The sequence below is a fragment of the Nocardioides sp. Kera G14 genome, assembly GCF_020715565.1.
Lineage (GTDB): Bacteria > Actinomycetota > Actinomycetes > Propionibacteriales > Nocardioidaceae > Nocardioides.
In genome coordinates this window covers 3,272,723-3,292,026 of sequence record NZ_CP085839.1, presented here as the reverse complement: position 1 = coordinate 3,292,026, position 19,304 = coordinate 3,272,723, and the positions used below count along the sequence as shown (strand labels likewise).

General features: G+C 69.1%; 21 protein-coding genes. 14 read left to right on the top strand and 7 right to left on the bottom strand.

Features of this window, described 5'->3' with window-relative positions; translation table 11 throughout:
* Window positions 1-1,029 (top strand): alanine racemase, encoded by a 1,029-nt coding sequence (locus LH076_RS16065; protein ID WP_227781765.1) that lies wholly within the window; start codon window positions 1-3, stop codon window positions 1,027-1,029.
* Here LH076_RS16065 and LH076_RS16060 read toward each other — a convergent pair whose 3' ends face one another.
* Entirely contained in the window at window positions 1,030-2,088 is a 1,059-nt protein-coding gene (locus LH076_RS16060) for an LLM class flavin-dependent oxidoreductase (protein WP_227781764.1), read from the bottom strand. It abuts the gene before it with no gap.
* 52 nt (window positions 2,089-2,140) lie between these two features.
* On the opposite strand from LH076_RS16060, the gene LH076_RS16055 reads away from it, so the two are divergent.
* The 6 genes from LH076_RS16055 to rplI all read left to right on the top strand — a co-directional run bounded on the left by LH076_RS16055 (window position 2,141) and on the right by rplI (window position 6,443).
* Entirely contained in the window at window positions 2,141-2,446 is a 306-nt protein-coding gene (locus LH076_RS16055; protein WP_227781763.1) for a metal-sensitive transcriptional regulator, read from the top strand.
* A complete protein-coding gene (locus tag LH076_RS16050; protein WP_227781762.1) occupies window positions 2,443-4,650 on the top strand; it encodes a heavy metal translocating P-type ATPase in 2,208 nt (735 codons plus the stop codon). The genes LH076_RS16055 and LH076_RS16050 overlap by 4 nt, the downstream gene beginning before the upstream one ends.
* A gap of 100 nt (window positions 4,651-4,750) precedes the next feature.
* Window positions 4,751-5,038: a 30S ribosomal protein S6 gene (gene rpsF, locus LH076_RS16045; protein WP_227781761.1), complete on the top strand. Its 288-nt coding sequence runs from the start codon at window positions 4,751-4,753 to the stop codon at window positions 5,036-5,038.
* A 79-nt stretch (window positions 5,039-5,117) separates the two neighbouring features.
* The gene (locus LH076_RS16040; RefSeq protein ID WP_227781760.1) at window positions 5,118-5,660 is read left to right on the top strand and encodes a single-stranded DNA-binding protein; all 543 of its coding nucleotides are present in this window, start codon (window positions 5,118-5,120) and stop codon (window positions 5,658-5,660) included.
* Window positions 5,661-5,739: 79 nt separating this feature from the next.
* On the top strand, window positions 5,740-5,976 hold the full coding sequence (gene rpsR / locus LH076_RS16035) for a 30S ribosomal protein S18 (protein WP_008355445.1): 237 nt from the start codon (window positions 5,740-5,742) through the stop codon (window positions 5,974-5,976).
* Window positions 5,977-5,990: 14 nt separating this feature from the next.
* Window positions 5,991-6,443 carry a 50S ribosomal protein L9 gene (gene rplI, locus LH076_RS16030; RefSeq protein ID WP_227781759.1) on the top strand — a complete coding sequence of 151 codons (453 nt, stop codon included), beginning with the start codon at window positions 5,991-5,993 and terminating at the stop codon, window positions 6,441-6,443.
* A 95-nt stretch (window positions 6,444-6,538) separates the two neighbouring features.
* Here the strand turns inward: rplI and LH076_RS16025 are convergent, their stop codons facing one another.
* On the bottom strand, window positions 6,539-7,849 hold the full coding sequence (locus LH076_RS16025) for an MATE family efflux transporter (RefSeq protein WP_227781758.1): 1,311 nt from the start codon (window positions 7,847-7,849) through the stop codon (window positions 6,539-6,541).
* A gap of 365 nt (window positions 7,850-8,214) precedes the next feature.
* Between LH076_RS16025 and dnaB the strand changes: the two genes are divergently transcribed.
* From dnaB to LH076_RS16010, 3 genes are read left to right on the top strand one after another with little or no spacing between them, the layout of a single operon-like run.
* A complete protein-coding gene (gene dnaB, locus LH076_RS16020; protein WP_415753361.1) occupies window positions 8,215-9,618 on the top strand; it encodes a replicative DNA helicase in 1,404 nt (467 codons plus the stop codon).
* Window positions 9,619-9,654: 36 nt separating this feature from the next.
* Window positions 9,655-9,900, top strand: a complete 246-nt coding sequence (locus LH076_RS16015; protein ID WP_227781757.1) for a hypothetical protein — start codon at window positions 9,655-9,657, stop codon at window positions 9,898-9,900.
* The gene (locus tag LH076_RS16010) at window positions 9,897-10,322 is read left to right on the top strand and encodes a type II toxin-antitoxin system VapC family toxin (RefSeq protein ID WP_227781756.1); all 426 of its coding nucleotides are present in this window, start codon (window positions 9,897-9,899) and stop codon (window positions 10,320-10,322) included. The genes LH076_RS16015 and LH076_RS16010 overlap by 4 nt, the downstream gene beginning before the upstream one ends.
* 32 nt (window positions 10,323-10,354) lie before the next feature.
* Here LH076_RS16010 and LH076_RS16005 read toward each other — a convergent pair whose 3' ends face one another.
* The 3 genes from LH076_RS16005 to LH076_RS15995 all read right to left on the bottom strand — a co-directional run bounded on the left by LH076_RS16005 (window position 10,355) and on the right by LH076_RS15995 (window position 13,151).
* Entirely contained in the window at window positions 10,355-11,260 is a 906-nt protein-coding gene (locus tag LH076_RS16005) for an alpha/beta hydrolase (RefSeq protein WP_227781755.1), read from the bottom strand.
* An 82-nt stretch (window positions 11,261-11,342) separates the two neighbouring features.
* Window positions 11,343-12,194, bottom strand: coding sequence for an SDR family NAD(P)-dependent oxidoreductase (locus LH076_RS16000; RefSeq protein ID WP_227781754.1), 852 nt, complete (start codon window positions 12,192-12,194; stop codon window positions 11,343-11,345).
* Window positions 12,195-12,251: 57 nt separating this feature from the next.
* Window positions 12,252-13,151, bottom strand: a complete 900-nt coding sequence (locus LH076_RS15995) for an alpha/beta hydrolase (RefSeq protein WP_227781753.1) — start codon at window positions 13,149-13,151, stop codon at window positions 12,252-12,254.
* A gap of 83 nt (window positions 13,152-13,234) precedes the next feature.
* Between LH076_RS15995 and LH076_RS15990 the strand changes: the two genes are divergently transcribed.
* Window positions 13,235-13,900 (top strand): TetR/AcrR family transcriptional regulator, encoded by a 666-nt coding sequence (locus tag LH076_RS15990; protein WP_227781752.1) that lies wholly within the window; start codon window positions 13,235-13,237, stop codon window positions 13,898-13,900.
* Window positions 13,901-14,022: 122 nt separating this feature from the next.
* Window positions 14,023-15,213: an LCP family protein gene (locus LH076_RS15985; RefSeq protein WP_227781751.1), complete on the top strand. Its 1,191-nt coding sequence runs from the start codon at window positions 14,023-14,025 to the stop codon at window positions 15,211-15,213.
* 7 nt (window positions 15,214-15,220) lie between these two features.
* On the opposite strand, the gene LH076_RS15980 is transcribed toward LH076_RS15985, so the two are convergent.
* On the bottom strand, window positions 15,221-16,699 hold the full coding sequence (locus tag LH076_RS15980; RefSeq protein WP_227781750.1) for a hypothetical protein: 1,479 nt from the start codon (window positions 16,697-16,699) through the stop codon (window positions 15,221-15,223).
* 116 nt (window positions 16,700-16,815) lie between these two features.
* Here LH076_RS15980 and LH076_RS15975 point away from each other — a divergent pair, with 116 nt between their 5' ends.
* Window positions 16,816-18,267: an MFS transporter gene (locus LH076_RS15975; RefSeq protein WP_227781749.1), complete on the top strand. Its 1,452-nt coding sequence runs from the start codon at window positions 16,816-16,818 to the stop codon at window positions 18,265-18,267.
* A 10-nt stretch (window positions 18,268-18,277) separates the two neighbouring features.
* Here LH076_RS15975 and LH076_RS15970 read toward each other — a convergent pair whose 3' ends face one another.
* Window positions 18,278-18,694, bottom strand: coding sequence for an organic hydroperoxide resistance protein (locus LH076_RS15970; protein ID WP_227781748.1), 417 nt, complete (start codon window positions 18,692-18,694; stop codon window positions 18,278-18,280).
* A gap of 55 nt (window positions 18,695-18,749) precedes the next feature.
* Here LH076_RS15970 and LH076_RS15965 point away from each other — a divergent pair, with 55 nt between their 5' ends.
* Complete coding sequence (locus tag LH076_RS15965) at window positions 18,750-19,199, top strand: MarR family winged helix-turn-helix transcriptional regulator (protein WP_321573717.1); 450 nt, start codon at window positions 18,750-18,752, stop codon at window positions 19,197-19,199.
* Window positions 19,200-19,304 lie beyond the last annotated feature (105 nt).

Genomic DNA, 19,304 nt, shown 5'->3' with positions numbered 1-19,304 from the left:
ATGTCGCTGGTCCTGACCGTCGCCGGCGCACGCTGGCGGAACCATCTCCGCAGTGTCGCCGACGCGACCGCGGGCCTGGTGCCGGTCGCCAAGGGCAACGGCTACGGCTTCGGGCTCGCGTCTCTGGCGCGCCGGTGCGAATGGCTCGGCGTGGACGTGATGGCGGTCGGCACCTATGCCGAGCTGCCGTCGGTGCTGTCCCGCTTCCCCGGTGACGTGCTGGTGCTGACGCCGTGGCGGCCGTGGATCCCGGTGCTCTCCCCCGAGGTGGCGGGCAGGGTGATCCACACGGTCTCGCGTCCCGAGGACCTCGAGGCGTTGCTCGAGGTGCAGCCCGGGGCGCGGGTGGTGCTCGAGCGGACGACCTCGATGCGTCGCCACGGCATGAGCGCGGCCGAGCTGTGGGCCGCAGCCGGCATCGCCAGGAGTCGCGCGCGGTTCGAGGGCGTGACGATCCACCTGCCCATGACGGGTGGCAACGAGCCCGAGGCGCGGGCGCTGCTCGACGACGTGATCGGGGCCGAGGCGAGCAGCGTCTGGATCTCCCACCTGACGCCTTCGGAGTTGGAGCGGTTGCGGTCGGCGTACGGGGACTTGAGCATCCGGCCGCGGGTCGGCACCGGGCTGTGGCTCGGTGATCGTGGCGCGCTCGCGGTGACCGCTGTCGTGCAGGACGTCCACCCGATCAGGCGGTCGGAGCGGTTCGGTTACCGGCAGGGCCGCGGTGCCTCGGGCCACCTGCTGGTGGTGTCGGGTGGCACCGCCCACGGCCTCGGTCTGGTGGCGCCCTCGGGTGACTCCTCGCCGCGTGGCCGGGCGGCGACGCTCGCCAAGGGGGCGATCGAGTCGGCGGGCACGCTCCGCTCGCCGTTCTCGCTCGACGGCAAGCCGTTGGAGTTCGCCGAGCCGCCGCACATGCAGGCCTCGATGCTGGTGCTGCCGAAGGGCGCGCGCGTGCCGGAGGTCGGCGACACCGTCGACGTTGCGGTGCGCTTCACCACGACGACCTTCGACGAGATCCGGCTGTAGTCATGCCGCCGTCGTCGGCGACCAACCGAGCGCCGGACCGAGGGCTCCGGCCATGTCGGTGAGGATCTGCACGTAGTCCTCGTGCCGGAAGGTGAAGGGCAGCGCGAAGGCCACCTCGTCGACCGCCTGGAAGCCCGCGTGCTCGTGGAGCTGCTCGGCGATCTGGGCGCTGGTGCCGACGAGGTCGGGCGCGAAAAGGAGCCCCGGCCCCTGCGGCTCCCGGGTCCGGGCAAGCCTCGATTCCCTGTACGCCGTGTACCGCTCGACCTGGTCGGGGGTGGCCGAGTCGGTGGGGATCACGACGAGGCCCTGCGAGACCCGCGCGTCCTCGCCGGCCGGGTGGTGCTCGCGGAAGAGGTCGATCTGATGACGCTGGATCCGCGCGAACTCGGCCCCGTCCGCGCGGCCCGCCGTGAAGTCGTGCTCGGCACGGACCACGCTGGAGGAGAGCAGGTTGAGTCCGTGGCGGCCGGCCCACTCGGCGGAGTTGAGCGACCCGGCGCCGTACCAGGTGCGCTGGGCGAGGCCGGGGCTCTGCGGCTGGATGCGACGGTCGAACGTCTCGATCCCGACTGTCCCCTCGAAGTCGCTGACCGGCTGGCCGGAGACGTAGTCGAGGAAGCGCTGCAGACGTGGGAAGCCGAGCTGCTCGAGGTCGGCGGTGTCGGGGTGGATCGCCGCCTTGTAGCGCTCGTAGTTCATCGGCGGGCCGACGGAGAAGCCCGGGTTGATCCGTCCCCGGCCACCCGACTCCGGAGTGGCGCTGAGGATGTCGACAGTGGCGAGGTCCTCGGCGAGGCGGAACGGATTCTCGGCGCCGAGAGGTGTCACGGCGGTGCCGAGCTCGATCCTGCGGGTCCGCTGCGTGGCGGCCGCCATGATCGCGACCGGTGAGCTGACGCCGTACTGCAGGTGACGGTGGCGGAGCCATGCCGAGTCGAAGCCGAGCTTCTCCCCCAGCTCGATCACCTCGAGCAGCTCCTCGTGTCCGGCGCCCGGATCGGCGGGGTCGAAGAGGCCGAGGGTGAGGAAGCCGAGCTTCTTCAGCGGTCGCGTCATGGGTCGAGTCTTGCACTTGGGACATACCCCTAGGGGGTATATGGTCGGAAGTATGGACAACGTCGTCAGCGACTCACACCCGGGCTACACCGACAACCGCGAGGCGCACCTCAAGCGTTTGCGCCGGATTGAGGGCCAGGTCCGCGGACTGCAGCGGATGGTCGAGTCCGACACCTACTGCATCGACGTGTTGACCCAGATCTCTGCGGCGACCAAGGCACTGCAGTCGGTCGCGCTGGGGCTGCTCGACGACCACCTCGGGCACTGTGTCGCGCACGCGGTGCAGCACGGCGGCCCCGAGGCCGACGAGAAGGTGCGGGAGGCCAGCGCCGCGATCGCCCGGCTGGTGCGGTCATGACGGCGGCTGATCTCCGCGAGGTCGACCTCGCCGTCGGCGGAATGACGTGCGCCTCGTGTGCCGGGCGGGTCGAGCGGGCGCTCAACTCGCTCGACGGCGTGGCCGCGACCGTCAACCTGCCCCTGGAGAAGGCGCACGTGTCGGTGCCTGAGGGTCTGGACCTGTCGGTGCTTGTGAAGGCCGTCGAGGGTGCCGGCTACTCGGCCACCCTCCCGCCGGAGCCGGGTCCCGACACGCCTCCGTCAGCACCCGACCGGCGGGACGAGCCCGACGCAGAGCTGCGGCAGCGGCTCCTGGTCTCGGCAGTGCTGTCGGTGCCGGTGGTGCTGCTGGCGATGGTGCCGGCGCTGCAGTTCGACAACTGGCAGTGGCTCTCCTTCGCACTGGCGGCTCCGGTCGTGGTCTGGGGTGCGCTGCCCTTCCACCGGGCGGCCTGGCGCAACGCCCGGCACGGCGCCACGACGATGGACACGTTGGTCTCCGTCGGTGTCCTCGCCGCGTTCGCCTGGTCGGTCTACGCCCTCTTCTGGGGCCACGCCGGCATGACGGGCATGCATCACTCCTTCACGTGGCGGGTCTCCCGGACCGATGGCCTCGGGGCGATCTACCTCGAGGCGGCGGCGGGTGTCACCACCCTGATCCTGGCGGGCAAGTACGCCGAGGCGCGGTCCAAGCGACGCGCCGGCGCTGCGCTGCGGGCCCTCCTGTCGCTCGGCGCCAAGGAGGTGACCGTCCTGCATGGCGATCACGAGATGGCCATGCCGATCGACTCCCTCACGGTCGACGCGGTCTTCGTCGTCCGGCCCGGCGAGAAGATCGCCACCGACGGCGTCGTCGTCTCCGGCTCTTCGGCCGTCGACCAGTCGATGCTGACCGGTGAGCCGGTGCCGGTCGAGGTCTCTCCCGGATCTGCCGTCGTCGGAGGCACGATCAACAGCGGCGGCCGCCTCGTCGTGCGCGCGACCGCGGTCGGGGCCGACACCCAGCTCTCCCAGCTCGCCCGCCTGGTCGAGCAGGCCCAGACCGGCAAGGCCGAGGTGCAGCGCCTGGCCGACCGCGTGGCACGGGTCTTCGTGCCGGTGGTCATGCTCGTGGCGCTCGCGACCTTCGTCGGCTGGGCGGTGCTCGGGGATTCGGCGTCCATGGCCTTCTCCGCCGCTGTCGCCGTGCTTATCGTCGCGTGCCCCTGCGCCCTAGGACTCGCCACACCGATCGGGCTGCTGGTCGGCACCGGTCGCGGCGCGCAGCTCGGCCTCGTGATCCGCGGTCCTGAGGCCCTGGAGTCCACTCGGCGCATCGACACCGTCGTGCTCGACAAGACCGGCACGGTGACCACCGGGGTGATGGCGGTCTCCAGCGTCCAGGCGGCGCGTGGCGTCGATCCCGCGCAGGTGCTGCGTCTCGCCGGCGCGGTCGAGGCCGCCTCGGAGCACCCGATCGGTCGCGCGATCACCGACGCCGCCCGCACCGGCATCCCTGGGATCTCAGGGACCGATGCTGACGCTGAGATCCCGGGGGTGACGGGGTTCATGGCGACGGCGGGGGTCGGCGTCGAGGGGACGGTCGACGGTGTGCGGGTCACCGTCTCCCGTTCGCCGTCCTCCGGCGACGAGACCGCGGTCGACGTCGTCTGGGACGGACGGTGGAAGGGGACGATCACGCTCTCCGACCAGATCAAGCCGTCGTCGTACGACGCCCTGCGGCAGCTCCGCGCCCTCGGGCTGCGCCCGATCCTGCTCACAGGGGACGCACGGGGGGTCGCCCTGAAGGTCGCCGGCGAGCTGGGCATCAGCGAGTCCGACGTGTTCGCGGAGGTGATGCCGGCGGACAAGGTCGCCGCCGTACAGCGCCTGCAGGGGGAGGGCCGCGTGGTGGCCATGGTCGGCGACGGAGTCAACGACGCGGCCGCCCTGGCGGCTGCCGACCTCGGGATCGCGATGGGAACCGGCACGGACGTGGCGATCGAGGCCTCCGACCTCACCATCGTGAGCGGCGACCTCCGGAAGGCGGCGGACGCGATCCGACTGGCCCGCCGCACGCTCGGGACGATCAAGGGCAACCTCTTCTGGGCCTTCGCCTACAACGTGCTCGCGATCCCGCTCGCGACGGCCGGGCTGCTGCAGCCGATGATCGCGGGAGCGGCGATGGCCTTCTCGTCGGTGTTCGTGATCGGCAATTCGCTGCGCCTCCGATCGTTCAAGTAACCTGACGTGTCCTCTTCCCAGCCGATGGGAAGGGGTATCGCAGAACACCTCCTGCCGCGGAGATCCCGTGGCCGAATGAGTCCGAAGGAGGAGGAACGTTATGCGCGCATATGAAGTGGTCGTCATCCTCGACCCGAGCCTCGACGAGCGCACCGTCGCCCCGTCGCTCGACAAGTACCTCAACGTGGTCCGCAACGACGGTGGCACCGTCGACAACGTGGACGTGTGGGGTCGTCGCAAGCTGGCCTACGAGATCCAGAAGAACGCCGAGGGCATCTACGCCATCGTCAACCTCTCGGCCGAGCCTGCCACCGTCAAGGAGCTCGACCGTCAGCTCACGCTGAACGAGTCGATCCTCCGTACCAAGGTCCTTCGCCCCGGCAAGTGATCCCCTGTCTTTGTGTCGGTGGCATCCGCAAGGATGTGCGGACACACGGACTACTGATCGAACGTAAGGACTAAGGACTATGGCTGGCGAGACCCAGATCACCGTGATCGGCAACCTGACTGACGACCCGGAGCTGCGTTTCACGCCCTCCGGTGCGGCGGTCGCCAACTTCACGGTGGCTTCGACCCCGCGCACCTTCAAGCGTGAGACCAACTCGTGGGAGGACGGGGAGACCCTGTTCCTGCGCTGCTCGGTCTGGCGCCAGGCGGCGGAGAATGTGGCCGAGTCGCTGACCCGCGGCACCCGCGTCATCGTGCAGGGGCGACTCGTGTCGCGCTCGTACGAGGACCGCGAGGGCCAGAAGCGGACGGTGAACGAGCTGCAGGTCGACGAGGTCGGTCCGTCCCTCACGTGGGCCACGGCCAAGGTCACCCGGGCGCAGCGCTCGGGCGGCACCGGTGGCGGCTTCGGCGGTGGCGGCTCGTCCGCTCCTGCTGCGGCTCCTGCCGCTCAGGCCAACGACCCGTGGGCCAGCCCGGCTCCCTCCGGCAACGCCGGTGGCGGCCAGAGCAACGACCCCTGGGGTGCCCCGGGTGTCGGCTCCGACGAGCCCCCGTTCTGATCAACCACCTTTTCGAATCCTTTAACCATTCCGACCCTGTCACCACGCAGGGACGGGCTTCTAGAGAGGAAGCACCACAATGGCCAAGGCAGTGATTCGCAAGCCCAAGAAGAAGGTTTGCCAGTTCTGCAAGGAGAAGGCGACTGGCGTCGACTACAAGGACGCCACGCTGCTCCGCAAGTTCATCTCCGACCGCGGCAAGATCCGCGCCCGTCGGGTCACCGGCAACTGCGTCCAGCACCAGCGTGACGTCGCCATCGCGGTGAAGAACGCGCGCGAGGTCGCCCTGCTGCCCTACACCTCGACCGGTCGCTGAGAGGGGATCTGAGTATGTCTACCAAGATCATCCTTCAGCAGGAGGTCACCGGCCTCGGTTCCGCCGGCGACGTCGTCGAGGTCAAGGACGGCTACGCCCGCAACTACCTGATCCCGCGTGGCGACGCCATCCGCTGGACCAAGGGCGGCGAGAAGCAGGTCGAGACCATCAAGAAGGCCCGTGCGGCCCGCGCCCTGCGCGACGCCGACCACGCCGGCCAGGTCAAGGCGAAGCTCGAGGCGTCCCCCGTGGCGCTCAAGGTCAAGGCCGGCAAGGAGGGTCGTCTCTTCGGCTCTGTCACCGTTGCCGACGTGGCCGACGCCCTCTCGGGCGCTGCCGGCGAGTCGATCGACAAGCGCACCATCGTGCTTGGCAACCCGATCAAGGCTCTGGGCTCGCACACCGTGTCCGTCAAGCTCCACGACGAGGTCAGCGCGACTGTTGCCCTCAACGTCGTCGCCGCCTGACGCACGAATTCGCATCCACAGGAGGCTCGCCCACTGGGGCGGGCCTCCTGTGCATTTCAGGCGAGCCGGCCCACCGGCGCTCGCCGCGGAAGGCCTCAGACTCCCACGCGCATCCATCCCTGACCACGGGCCCGCAGCGTCAGCACCACGAAGCGTGCACCCATGAAGACTGCGCTGAAGACCAGCCAGACGATGACGAGGTTGGGGTGCCAGAGCAGCACGACGGGCGCGTAGACGGCCAGCGTGAGCAGCCCGCCCGCAGCGAGGTAGCGGCCGTCGCCCGCCCCGATGAGGACCCCGTCCAGGACGAAGACCACCCCGCAGACAGGCTGTGAGATCGCGGCAACGAGCAGCACAGGGACGAGCGCATGACGCACGTCGTGGTCGCCGGTGAAGAGCGCGCCGAGGAACGGGCTGGCCGCAGCGAGCAGCGCCCCGGTCACGAGGCCGCTCCAGAGGCCCCACCAGATCATCCGGGTCGTGAGCCGGCGCGTGCCCTCGAGGTCGCCCGCGCCGAGGCTCCGGCCCGTGAGTGCCTGCGCCGCGATCGCGATCGCATCGAGCACGAAGGCGAGGAAGGTCCACAGCGTGAAGGCGATCTGGTGCGTGGCCAGGTGGGTCGCCTGCGTGGCAGCGGCGGTGAGGGGGATGAGGGTGACGGCGTACGTCGTGACGAGGAGGGCCACGCGGAGCGTGATCGTGCGGATGACGAGTGCGACGGCAGCCCGCGCGGCGCTCCGGATGCCCGCGACGTCGGGGCGAAGGCTCGCTCCGTGTCGGCGGGCTCCAGCGACCACCACGGCGACGAAGGCGACCGCGCTCGCGAGCTGGGCGAGCACCGACCCGAGTGCGGAGCCCGCGATCCCCATCCCGACGCCGTTCACCAGGATCAGGTTGAGGGCGATGTTGGCGACGTTGCCGCCGACCGCGACCACCAGGGGAGTGCGGGTGTCCTGCAGCCCGCGGAGCACGCCGTTGCCGGCGAGCATGAGCAGCAGCGGGGTCACACCGAGCACCGCGATCCGGAGGTACGTCGTCGCCTCGTCGACCACGCCCCCGTCGGCTCCCACGGCGATGGCCAGGGGCCGGGCTGCGAGCATGACCGGCACGGTCACGACGATGCCGATCAGAACGGCGAGCCAGAGTCCGTCGACGCCTTGGGCGAGGGCCTCACGGAGGTCCCCCGCGCCGAGCCGGCGGGCGACGCCTGCGGTGGTGCCGTAGGCGAGGAAGACGCAGACGCCGACGACGGTCTGGAGTACGACGCCGGCGATGCCGAGACCGGCGAGCGGAGCGGTCCCGAGGTGGCCGACGATGGCGGAGTCGGCGAGCAGGAAGAGCGGCTCGGCGACCAGGGCCAGGAACGCCGGCAGGGCGAGCCGCAGGATCTCCCGGTCGGCCTTCACGGCTGGAGAATAGGTGCAGCGGACGCCCGGTGGATAACCGGGGTCAGCCTGTGGATTGGGACCGTCCCAAGTGGGATGTCGACAAAGCTCCTCGGGACGCACGGTTGACGAACGGGTGAACGCGACACGCCCGGATGTATTTGTCCTCCACACCGTGGGGAAGGTGTTCCCGCAGGTCAGAGGCACTTTTGTGACACAAGTGGTGACTCCGTGCACAGGGTGATCCCCAGTCTGTGCACATCGACACGCCGCTCCTCCCCATCTTCGGCGCAGTTTTCCCCATGCCCTGTGGATAACTTGCCGCCGAAGGTCGCGTACCGAGTCGCGAACTGTCGGTGGAGGCGCTTAACGTCGCGTGCATGAGTATGACCGAACCGGACCTTGTCGAGCCGCCTTTCGACGATTTCGGTGATGGTCCGGCGCCCTATGAGCCGGGCCAGCGCCCGACCTCCCCCGCCGACCGCACGCCCCCGCACGACATGGCGGCGGAGCAGTCCGTGCTCGGGGCGATGATGATCTCCAAGGATGCGATCGCCGATGTCGCGGAGGTCCTCCGAGGGCCCGACTTCTACCGCCCGGCGCACGAGGTCATCCACGACGCGATCATCGACCTCTACGGGCGCAACGAGCCGGTCGACATCGTCACTGTCGGCCGGGAGTTGGAGCGCCGCGGAGAGCTGCTGAAGATCGGCGGGGCGCCGTACCTCCACACCCTCACCGCCAACGTGCCGATCGCGTCCAATGCGAGCTTCTACGCCGAGATCGTCCGGGAGCAGGCGATCCTCCGCCGCCTCGTCGACGCCGGCACCAAGATCGTCCAGATCGGCTACGCCGCCGAGGGCGACGTCGACAACATCGTCGACCAGGCCCAGGCCGAGGTCTTCAAGATCGCCGAGAAGCGCTCGAGCGAGGACTACGCGCCACTGTCGGAGTTCATGCACGACGTCGTCGACGAGATCGAGGCGATCGCCAACCGGGAGCAGGGACTATACGGCGTCCCCACCGGCTTCGCCGACCTCGACGACCTCACCAACGGCTTCCACTCCGGCCAGATGATCATCGTCGCCGCTCGACCAGCTATGGGTAAATCGACGCTCGCTTTGGACTTCTGTCGTGCGGCGTCGATCCACAGTGGCCTGGCGTCCGTCTTCTTCAGCCTTGAGATGACGCGCTCGGAGATCGCGATGCGACTCCTGAGCGCGGAGGCGAAGATCCCGCTCAACCACATCCGCAACGGCAACATGACCGACGAGGACTGGAACAAGATGGCCGCCAAGATGGGCGACGTCTCTGCTGCGCCGATGTTCATCGATGACTCCCCCAACATGACGATGATGGAGATCCGGTCGAAGGCCCGCCGGCTCAAGCAGAAGCACGACCTCAAGCTGATCGTGATCGACTACATGCAGCTGATGAGCTCGGGCAAGAAGGTCGAGAGCCGGCAGCTCGAGGTCTCGGAGTTCTCCCGCCAGATCAAGCTGTTGGCCAAGGAGCTCGAGCTCCCGATCATCGCGCTCTCCCAGCTCAACCGTGGCCCCGAACAGCGTGCCGACAAGAAGCCGATGGCCGCCGACCTCCGTGAGTCGGGATCACTGGAGCAGGACGCCGACATGATCATCCTCTTGCACCGCGAGGACGTCTACGAGAAGGAGTCGACCCGCCCCGGCGAGGCCGACCTGATCGTCGCCAAGCACCGCAACGGTCCGACCCGCGACATCACCGTCGCCTTCCAGGGCCACTACAGCCGCTTCGTCGACATGGCGCACTGACAGCAAGGCATCATGAGCTGATGCTATGCTGTCAGTGTGCGTACGACGGTGACTCTGGATCCGGACGTCGAACAGCTGGTCCGGGAGCGGATGGCAGCGAAGGGCGTCTCGTTCAAGCGCGCGCTCAACGATGCGATCCGCGAGAGCACGCCACGCGTTGACTACGTCTTCGAAACGCCCAGCTCGCCGCTCGGACTGAAGATTGATCTGGAGCACGCCGGCGCGGTGCTCAGCGACCTGGATGTCGACGACTTCCTGTCGAGTGCACACCGCGATCGATGAAACTCGTTGACGTCAACGTCCTCGTCTATGCCCGGGACTCTCAGTCTCCGCACCACCGTGCGGCCAAGCACTGGCTCGACAGCGCCCTCTCTGGCAGTACCCCGGTCGGCTTCTCCTGGCTGGTGCTGATCGGCTTCGTCCGGCTGGTCACTCATCCGCGGGTGATGGCCTCACCTCTGACGCCGGCCGAGGCAATGGCAACGGTCGATGCCTGGCTGGCGGCGCGATCTGCGCAGGTCCTCCACCCGGGACAGAGCCACGCTCGCCTGATGGCGGAGATGCTGTCGGCGGTCGGTGTCGGAGGCAACCTCACCAACGACGCCCATCTCGCTGCGCTTGCGCTCGAGCATAGGGCCGCCATTGTCAGCTTCGACAGCGACTTCGAGCGGTTCCCCGGTGTGAGGTGGGAGAAGCCGCGCTGAAGCTGAGCGGTCCCGTGGGCTTTCAAGGGTGTTCAAGAGCACGGGGAGCCAAGGCCGCGTCCGACGGCGTCGAACATCGATTGCCGAAAGGCCCGCATCGACGGGGACGTGTGCTTGAGGTAGTCGGCGGCGTGATACATCCCCGGCTCGATGCGCAGGTCGACCGCCGTCCCGGCAGCCTTGAGGCGCTGGGCGTAGCCCGTGTCCTCTTCGTAGAAGAGGTCGAGGTCCCCGACGCCTATCCAGGTAGGCGGGAGTCCGGCGAGGTCGGTACGGCGACCGGGTGCTGCGTAGCGCGGTAGGTCCGTGCTCGCATGGGCGGCGCCGAGATACGCAGCCCAGCCGAAGACGTTCGCATCTGGCGTCCACACAAGGCGGCCGCGCTGAGAGCGTGGACGTGTCGTCGTACGGTCGTCGAGCATCGGGTAGAGGAGCAACTGGAAGGCGACCGGGACCCCCTCGTCGTGGGCGCGCTGGACGACGCCTGCGGCGAGGCCGCCTCCTGCGCTGGCCCCGCCCACGGCGATCCGACCTGGATCGATGCCGAGCATGTCGGTGGAGCGGTGGAGCCACTGCAGCGCGGCGAAGCAGTCGTCGTGGGCTGCCGGAAACGGATGCTCGGGCGCGAGGCGGTAGCGGGTACTGACCACGACGATGCCCTGGTCGCGGGCCAGCCGGCTGCACAGGTCGTGGTCGTTCTCCGGCCTTCCCTGAACAGTGCCGCCGCCATGGATCCAGAGCAGCGCACCGCCGTTCGGCTGCGGTGGCCGGTAGACATAGACCTCTTGGCCGCCGTCGACGTCATGACGGGTCACCTCGACGTCATCCGCGATGCGTGTGGCGATCAGGTCATAGGCCCAGCGTCCGATGGCCAGGCTGATCGGCCCGGCGGTGGTGATCGGCAGCCACAACGCGGGACTGCGAAGCTCGGCAGGCACCGCTCTGATCGTTCGTGCTCGTATCGCTCCCAAGCCTGCCGCCGCCACGACGACGACTGGTCCCCAACGCATCAACGTTTCCTCATCGTCGGCTGACCCAGCCGGCCTCGGAGGACTGGGCCATGGCGTCGGGGATCGTGGTGCCGGGGAACCCGATCCTGTCGACCAGGGGCCGGACGAGGCCGGGGATGCGGGCCGCGATGGCGTTGGCCCGGGTGGGGACGATCAGTGCGTTGCGGTGTTCGATGCCGTGGACGACGGAGTCGACGACGGTCTCGAGCGGGATCATCTTCCACAGGCCGCTCTTGTTGCCGCCCCACAGTGTGTTTCCGGCGGGGTCGGAGTGGACGTCGTCCATCATCGGCGTCTTGAAGAATGTGGGGTGGACGCTGCCCACGCCGACGCCGTAGTGGCGGACCTCCAGACGGGTTGCGTCACACAGTGCCCAGACGCCGGCCTTACTGGCGACGTACGGACCGTTCAGCGGTGAGTGGACGAAGGCGGCCATCGAGGAGATGGCGAGCAGGTATCCCTTGGTCTCCTTGACGTGTGGCAGTGCCGCTCGGAAGGTGCGCCAGACGCCGTTGAGGTTGATGTCGATGATGCGCTCCCATGCTGCCGGGTCGATGCGCTCCATCGGGGCCATCGACCCGACACCCGCATTGGCGATCACGACATCGATCCGTCCGAAGTGCTCGGCCGCGGCGTCCATCGCGCTCTGCAGGCTGGCCAGGTCGCGGACGTCGGCTGCCCAACCGCGGGCGACTGCTTCTGGGCCCAGGTCGGCTGCCTGCCGCTGGGCGGTGTCGGCGTCGAGGTCGAGCAGGGCGAGGTTGGCGCCGCGAGCGCGCAGGGCGCGTGCGAGTGCGGTTCCGAGTCCGCCGGTGGAGCCGGTGATGAGGACGGTGCGTCCGGCGAGGTCGTAGCGGGCCATGAGGGTCTCCTGGGTGGTGAGAGGGCTGAGAGCGTGGGCGGGTGAGAGCGGAGTGCCTCAGATGGCGGGCACGTGGCGGGCGAGGAAGTCGAGCTGGTCGGCGACGTTGCGCTCGAACCAGTCGCCGACATAGATGTCGAAGTGGCCGGCGTCGTAGAGCTTGATCTCGCCGTGTGGCGCTTGTGCGGCGTACTTCTGTGTCGGGCCGGCGGGGGCGACGGTGTCGCGCTCGCAGATGGCGAAGAAGATCGGACAGCTGACGTCCTTGGCGCGACGTCCCGGGAGGTTGAGCGGGATCTGCAGCGCGATCCGCGCGGCGACGTCCTTGGAGTACGACGCTCCGGCAGGCATGAGGGCCGAGACCCCCGCGAGGGCATCGGGTGTCGTCATGAGCGCGGCGGTGTGCGGCGCCCCGGCACTCGGGACCAGCACCGGCGCGTGCCCGAGCCGGGCTGCCAGCACGTCGCGGATCCCGAGAGCAGTGACCTTCGCAGACGTGGCGGGCGACATCGCGAACCCCGAGGCGAGGCCGTCGGTGAACGGGCATTGAGAGATCGCGGCCGCGATCCGCGCGTCCTCGGCAGCGGTGACGATCACGTGTCCCCCGCCGAAGGACGTCCCCCAGACGACGACCCGCTCCGCATCCACGTCGGGCAGGCTGCGGGCGAATGTGACCGCCGCGCGCCAGTCCTCGCGCTGGCTGTCGATGTCGAGCAGCTGACGGGGCTCACCCTCACTGTCGCCGAAGTGGCGGTAGTCGAAGACCAAGCACGCGTAGCCGGCCGTCGCGAAGCGCTCGGCGAAGGCGTCCAGGCGCTCTTCCTTCACCCCGGCCAAGCCGTGCGCCATCACGATGATCGGCCGGGCTTGCGTCGAATCGCTGCTTCCCCTGCTCGTCACCGCGGTAGGTGTATACAGCCACGCCGCACAGAGCTTGGAGCCAGACGGGAAGGCCACGTCGCTTCGCATACACAGAGAATATGGAAGCGGTTCCAAGGTTGCAAGCGATTCTAATTATGGATCGCACTACACTTCAGCGCATGAGCCCCGCCAAGCACGCGGACACGCCCGTGGCCCTTCGTGAGCCGACGCGCACACAGCGCCGCGCCGCGGCGAACCGTCAGGTGATCGTCGATGCCGCCCGCGAGCTCGTGGCCACCCACGGTGGCGACGCCCTGACCCTCGAAGCTGTGGCCGAGAAGGCCGACGTCGCGATCCAGACCATCTACAACCGTGTCGGCGGACGGTCGGCTCTCCTGACCGCGGTCGCCGAGCAGGCGATGGAGGAGAACCGTGGCTACATGGATGCCGCCTACTCCGCCGAAGGCACCGCCGAAGAGCGGCTCCTCCGCGCAGCAACCGCCTATGCTCAGTTCGCTCGCGAACGCCCCCACGAGTTCCGGATCCTCGTCGAGCCGGCCGAGGAGCCGGAAGCGGTAGCACGCATCGCCGAGCTGACGCGCGTTCAGAACGGCAAGCTTGCCGACGCCATCCGGGACGCGATCGAGACCGGCGTCGCTCGCACCGACCTCGACCCCGCCGACCTCGCCGCGATGTTCTGGGCGACCCTGAACGGCCTCCTCGCTCTCGCCTGGCGACCCGGGGCCCTGCGGGTGGACGGTGAGACACTCGACCGCCTCATCGCCACGTACACCGCCACCGTCGCCAACGGCCTGCGCAGGCGGGCGGCGGAAGACGAGAGCTGACGGCCTCGCCCACATGCGCCCAAGCCGCGGCCGACTCGGGGGATCAGGTCGCGGCAGTCGATGTCCATCCACCAACGTGGTTTCTCCTGCGCGGAGTTGGCGCAAAGGAGTAGGAATTCCTCATGTCGACTCCGGGCGTCGAGGGTCGACGCAGACCCCGCCGCGTTCTGCGGGTCCTGGGCGCCGTCGCGCTGGCGGTGGTGCTCGTGGTCGCGATGGGGGCGGTGTACCTCTATCGGGACCTCAACAGCGGATTCCACGTCTCGAACGACCAGGACAAGCTGACCAACCGGCCGTCCGACGGGCCGAGTGGGCCGATCGACATCCTCGTGATGGGCTCGGACTCGCGTGCGGGCGACAACGACATCGACGGCGATTCCTCGACGGGCGAGCGCTCGGACACGACGATCCTGCTCCACATCTCGGCGGATCGGAGCCGTGCGTACGGGATCTCGATCCCGCGCGACTCGATCGTCGACCGGCCCGCGTGCCCCGCTTCGGAGAGGTTCGACGCGCAGCCGGCGGCCGAGCACAGGTTGTGGAACGAGGCGTTCGCGGTCGGGGGAGCCGTCTGCACGATGCAGCAGTTCGAGCAGCTCACGGGGATCCGTCTGGAGCACCACATCGTCGTGGACTTCTACGGGTTCAAGACGATGGTCGACGCGATCGGTGGGGTGCGGATGTGTATCCCCGAGGACATGGTCGACAACGACTACACCCACACGACGATCAAGGCAGGCAAGGATCGACTCCTCGACGGCGACGAGTCCCGCACCTACGTCCGGATGCGCCACATCACCAACCCGCAGGGCGACCCGATCGGCGACGGCTCGGACGTCAGTCGCACCCGCCGGCAGCAGGCCTTCATCGGAGCAATTGCCAACCAGGCGATGACCGCGGGCGTCCTGGCGAACCCGGTCAAGCTGCGCAACTTCCTCAAGGCGGTGATCGACTCGGTGACGGTCGACAAGGGGCTCGGCAACCTCAGGAAGATGGCCGGCCTGGGGCTTCAGCTCAGGGGCATCGGCGTGGGCAACATCCAGTTCCTCACGATCCCCAACTACTACCCGCCCGAGGACCCCGACCACGTGAAGTGGCGGGAGCCGCAGGCTGACGAGGTCTGGAATGCCCTCCAGAAGGACGAGCCGATCCCCGCCAGCCTTCTCACGGGCGTGATCACCGCCGGTGACCCGGCGACCGGCGGTTCGACCGGCACCCCGAGGCCCTCGCCGAGCACGTCACCCAGCGCCTCCGGTGACCCGCTGCCCAAGACGCAGTACGACGACCCCGCCCGCAACGGGCTCTGCAGCTGAGCTGAGCTCAGGCCGACGGGCCCCGCCCGCCGATTCCGATCACGGACGGCAGTCCGGCCACGGCCGCCATGCCGAGCGCGGACTTCGGCTCGTAGGCCACCCGCCAGAAGCCGCCGTGGTTCGCGTCGGCGTACAGCAGCGCCTCGGGGTGCGACCGGTCGACCAAGGACGGAGTGGCGACGTCGACGGCCAACTTCGCGGCCATCAGCCAGCGAGAGGTGTCGGCGGGGAAGATCTCGGCGCCGAAGCTCGAGGCGCCGGAGTAGGCGATGTTGAAGACGCGGTTCTTCGTGACCGAGCGGGTCCACGAGGCGGGCGCGACGTTGAGCGAGGCGGTGTGGCCGTCGTGGGCGGCGATCACGCCGCGCCACCGCTGCAGCCGCTTCGCCAGCGCGTAGTTGGGCCCCTGCATCGGCAGCATGATGTCGGCGACGCCCCACTCGCGGGTGTCGTGTGCGGCGGCGTACGCCGGGCGGAAGAGGTTGCCCATCGAGACGGCCCGGGTGAGGCCCTGGGCCAGGCGGAGCCCGGCAGGGCGCGAGGCCCACCGGGCACGGGAGTCGTCCATGATCGAGCTCGGCACGAGGTAGGAGTCGGTCGGCGTACCCATGTAGGCCAGTGCAGTGTCGTCGTGGTCGGCGAGAAGCGTCGTGGCGATGAGGTCGGCGGCGGCCGAGAGAAGCACGTGCTGGCCGCCGTCGGCGTACGCATGCGTAGCGAGCAGCGGAGCCTTGCCGGGCGACGAGACGCTCTGCAGCCACGCGGCCAACGCGGTCGGCGAGGCGGAGAGGTCGACGCCCGGCACGCTCGCGCCGGTGTCCACGGGCGCAGTGACGCGACCGGCACCGGCGGACGCGATCGAGCGGATCCGCTCCCAGACCCGGTCGACAGGGACGTCGCAGGCGACCACGTCGGCCCCCCACGCGGCCAGCGCCTCGAGCGGCCCCATCTCCGCGCCGGCACCGAGCAGGATGACCTGACGCCCCTCGATCCGCAGCACCTCGGGGTGCTCGATCGCATACTCGATCGCCGTCACGAAGCCCGGCTCCACGATGGCCGCATCGCGCCAGCGATGCAGCTGCTCACGCAGCTCGTCCCCGCTGAGGATGCGGCCGCGATAGGGGATCGCCAGCACCTCGGCAGGGGAAGCCGACCCGACGATGGTCTCGCTCGTGTGGCTGGGCGCCGTGTCGAGCTTCGCCTCCTCCAGCGGTACGTCGCCGGCGTCGGTCGCGACGAGCAGACGGCCCCGCATCGACTCCAGGCCGGCGCGCGCGATCGTGATCGCCGCTTCGGCGTCCGCGCTCAGCGCGGTCATCGCGGCGAAGAAGTCGATGTAGTCCTTGCGCCACGACGAGTTCGCGGCCATGCGGTCGGCCAGCGCCGGGTCGGTCCCGCGCACGGCGTCGGCGAGGATGGCGATGGCGGTGGGTGTCGTCGACCGCGCTCCGGCGACCTGCGGGAAGCTGATCCCGGGCGTGTTCATGACTCTCCTATGGATCCCGTGGGAGCCCGATCATGCCACCGGCACGCAGCCGCGCTGCCACCCACCCGAAAGCGGGATGAAGGTGGGCTGAAACCGGCGCATCGCACAGTGACACCATGACCACGACGACCATCGCTCCGGCGAAGACGTACACGTCGCTGAAGGCGGCGTGGATCCCGCTCTTCGCCCTCTGTCTCGCCTTCTTCGTCGAGATGGTGGACAACACCCTCCTCTCGATCGCGCTGCCGACCATCGGCCGCGACCTCGGCAGCAGCACCACCTCGCTGCAGTGGGTGACCGGTGCCTACTCGCTCACGTTCGGCGGGCTGCTGCTCACGGCGGGTGCCGCGGCCGACCGGCTCGGTCGCCGCAGGGTGCTCATGGTCGGCCTCACGCTCTTCGGCCTGCTGAGCCTGCTCGTCGTCTGGGTCGACAGCGCCGGCCAACTGATCGCGCTGCGCGCCGCCCTCGGCGTGGCCGCCGCGATGATGGCGCCGATCACCAACTCACTGGTGTTCCGGCTCTTCGAGGAGCAGGCACTGCGGATGCGCGCCATGACCGTGATGATCATCGTCGGCATGAGCGGCTTCATCCTCGGCCCGCTGCTCGGCGGCACCGCCCTGGCGCACGTCCGCTGGGAGTGGCTGCTGGTCGTCAACGCACCGATCGCGCTGATCGCGATCATCGGCGTCTGGCGCGGCGTTGCCGCCGACGACCCGGCCGGCCTCACCGATGACAGGCTCGACCTGCCCGGCGCGATCCTCTCGATCACGACCATCGGACTCGCCTGCTACACCGCCACCAGCGGCGTCGACCACGGCTGGACGTCACTCGCCACCTGGGCCTCAGGGATCGGCGCGGTCCTGTCGTTGATCGCGTTCATCGTCCACGAGCGCCGCACCACCGACCCGATGCTCGACCTCGGCGTCTTCACCAACAACACCGTCCGCGGCGCCACGATCGCCCAGGTCGGGACCGCGATCGCGATGGCCGGCGTGATGTTCGCCCTGATCCTGCACTTCCAGTACGCCTATGGCTGGAGCCCGGTCCGCGCCGGCCTCGCCAACCTGCCGCTCATCGTCACGATGCTGCTCGCGACCCCGGTCTCGGAGTACCTCGGCAAGACCTTCGGCCACCGCATCGCGTGCCTCATCGGCAGCGCGCTGCTCGCCGGCGGCACGGCCGGCCTGGCATGGGGCGTCTTCCACGGGTACGTCGCCATCGCGATCTTCATGGTCGTCTTCACGATCGGCCTGCGGACCGTGATGACGATCTGCGCGGTCGCGCTCGTCGACGCGATGCCGGAGAACCGCACCTCCATCGCCGCCGCCCTCAACGACGCCGCCCAGGAGGTCGGCACCAGCGTCGGCACTGCGGTGGTCGGCACGCTCATCGCCACGCTCGTCACCGCCGTCCTGCCGGCCGGCACGTGGACGCACGAGCTGGTCCAGAGCTTCTTCCACGGAGAGCGGGTGACCTTCGGCCTGCTCGCCGCGGTCGTGGGCGTCATCGCCGGCTTCGGCGCCCTCACGCTGACGGACTCGCACTCCGTGGAGGAGGCGCACTGAGCCGAGCGGCTCAGGCGACGGTGAGCGCGACCTCCACGTTGCCCCGCGTGGCGTTCGAGTAGGGGCAGACCTGGTGGGCCTGCTCGACGAGCTCCTGCGCGACCGAGGCGTCCACGTTCGGGATCGTCACCTCGAGCTGGACGGCGAGCTGGAAGCCCCCGCTGCCGTTGTCGCCGATCGAGACGTCCGCGACGACCTCGGAGTCGGTGAGGTCGGCCTTCGCCTTGCCACCGACGGCCTTGAGCGCCTGGTGGAAGCAGGCCGCGTAACCGGCCGCGAAGAGCTGCTCGGGGTTGGTGGCGCCACCGGCTCCGCCCATCTCCTTCGGGACGCGGACGTCGGTGTCGATCAGGCCGTCGGTGGACGCCACGTGACCGTTGCGGGCGTCGCCCGTGCTGACCGCTGAGGCGGTGTAGATAGGTGTCATGCGCACAAACGTATTGCGCACAATTCAATATGGCAAGAGGTAGCATCGACGAATCATGAGCGAGCCGACGTACCCCCAGCTGCAGCTCGACGCGCAGCTCTGCTTCCCGCTGTACGCCGCCACGCGTGCGGTGACACGGGAGTACGCCCGACTCCTCGCGGGCACCGGCCTCACCTACCCGCAGTACCTCGTGATGCTCGTGCTCTGGGAGGCAGGTGAGCCGATGAGCGTCACCGAGGTGGGCGCGCGGCTGCGACTCGACTCCGGCACGCTCACGCCTCTTCTCAAGCGCCTCGAGGTCACCGGTCTTGTGAGCCGTCGTCGCGACACCGAGGACGAGCGACGGGTGTTGGTCGAGGTGACGGAGACCGGCATGGCGGTGCGGGAGCAGGTGGTCGACGTACCCACGCGGCTGGGGAAGGCCATGCGGATGACCCACGCCGAGGCGCTCAGGCTCCGCGATGAGCTCACCGCCCTGATCGAGAACCTCGACCGCCAGATGTGAAACGGGTGAACGGAGGGTGAGAGCTTCGGGTGGATTCCGGCCCGAGAGGGCGGATTGGTGATCGGGCGGTCGCGAAGCGACCTACCCTCAGTGAGTTCCACAGTT

Excerpts from the sequence above, each read along its gene's own strand:
- LH076_RS16060 (WP_227781764.1), bottom strand. The coding sequence starts at position 2,088 with ATGACGCGACCGCTGAAGAAGCTCGGCTTCCTCACCCTCGGCCTCTTC.
- rpsR (WP_008355445.1), top strand. The coding sequence starts at position 5,740 with ATGGCCAAGGCAGTGATTCGCAAGCCCAAGAAGAAGGTTTGCCAGTTC.
- rpsF (WP_227781761.1), top strand. The coding sequence starts at position 4,751 with ATGCGCGCATATGAAGTGGTCGTCATCCTCGACCCGAGCCTCGACGAG.
- rplI (WP_227781759.1), top strand. The coding sequence starts at position 5,991 with ATGTCTACCAAGATCATCCTTCAGCAGGAGGTCACCGGCCTCGGTTCC.
- LH076_RS15985 (WP_227781751.1), top strand. The coding sequence starts at position 14,023 with ATGTCGACTCCGGGCGTCGAGGGTCGACGCAGACCCCGCCGCGTTCTG.
- LH076_RS16050 (WP_227781762.1), top strand. The coding sequence starts at position 2,443 with ATGACGGCGGCTGATCTCCGCGAGGTCGACCTCGCCGTCGGCGGAATG.
- LH076_RS16040 (WP_227781760.1), top strand. The coding sequence starts at position 5,118 with ATGGCTGGCGAGACCCAGATCACCGTGATCGGCAACCTGACTGACGAC.
- LH076_RS16000 (WP_227781754.1), bottom strand. The coding sequence starts at position 12,194 with ATGGCCCGCTACGACCTCGCCGGACGCACCGTCCTCATCACCGGCTCC.
- LH076_RS16010 (WP_227781756.1), top strand. The coding sequence starts at position 9,897 with ATGAAACTCGTTGACGTCAACGTCCTCGTCTATGCCCGGGACTCTCAG.
- LH076_RS16055 (WP_227781763.1), top strand. The coding sequence starts at position 2,141 with ATGGACAACGTCGTCAGCGACTCACACCCGGGCTACACCGACAACCGC.
- LH076_RS15965 (WP_321573717.1), top strand. The coding sequence starts at position 18,750 with ATGAGCGAGCCGACGTACCCCCAGCTGCAGCTCGACGCGCAGCTCTGC.
- LH076_RS15970 (WP_227781748.1), bottom strand. The coding sequence starts at position 18,694 with ATGACACCTATCTACACCGCCTCAGCGGTCAGCACGGGCGACGCCCGC.
- LH076_RS15980 (WP_227781750.1), bottom strand. The coding sequence starts at position 16,699 with ATGAACACGCCCGGGATCAGCTTCCCGCAGGTCGCCGGAGCGCGGTCG.
- LH076_RS16065 (WP_227781765.1), top strand. The coding sequence starts at position 1 with ATGTCGCTGGTCCTGACCGTCGCCGGCGCACGCTGGCGGAACCATCTC.
- dnaB (WP_415753361.1), top strand. The coding sequence starts at position 8,215 with ATGACCGAACCGGACCTTGTCGAGCCGCCTTTCGACGATTTCGGTGAT.
- LH076_RS15975 (WP_227781749.1), top strand. The coding sequence starts at position 16,816 with ATGACCACGACGACCATCGCTCCGGCGAAGACGTACACGTCGCTGAAG.
- LH076_RS15990 (WP_227781752.1), top strand. The coding sequence starts at position 13,235 with ATGAGCCCCGCCAAGCACGCGGACACGCCCGTGGCCCTTCGTGAGCCG.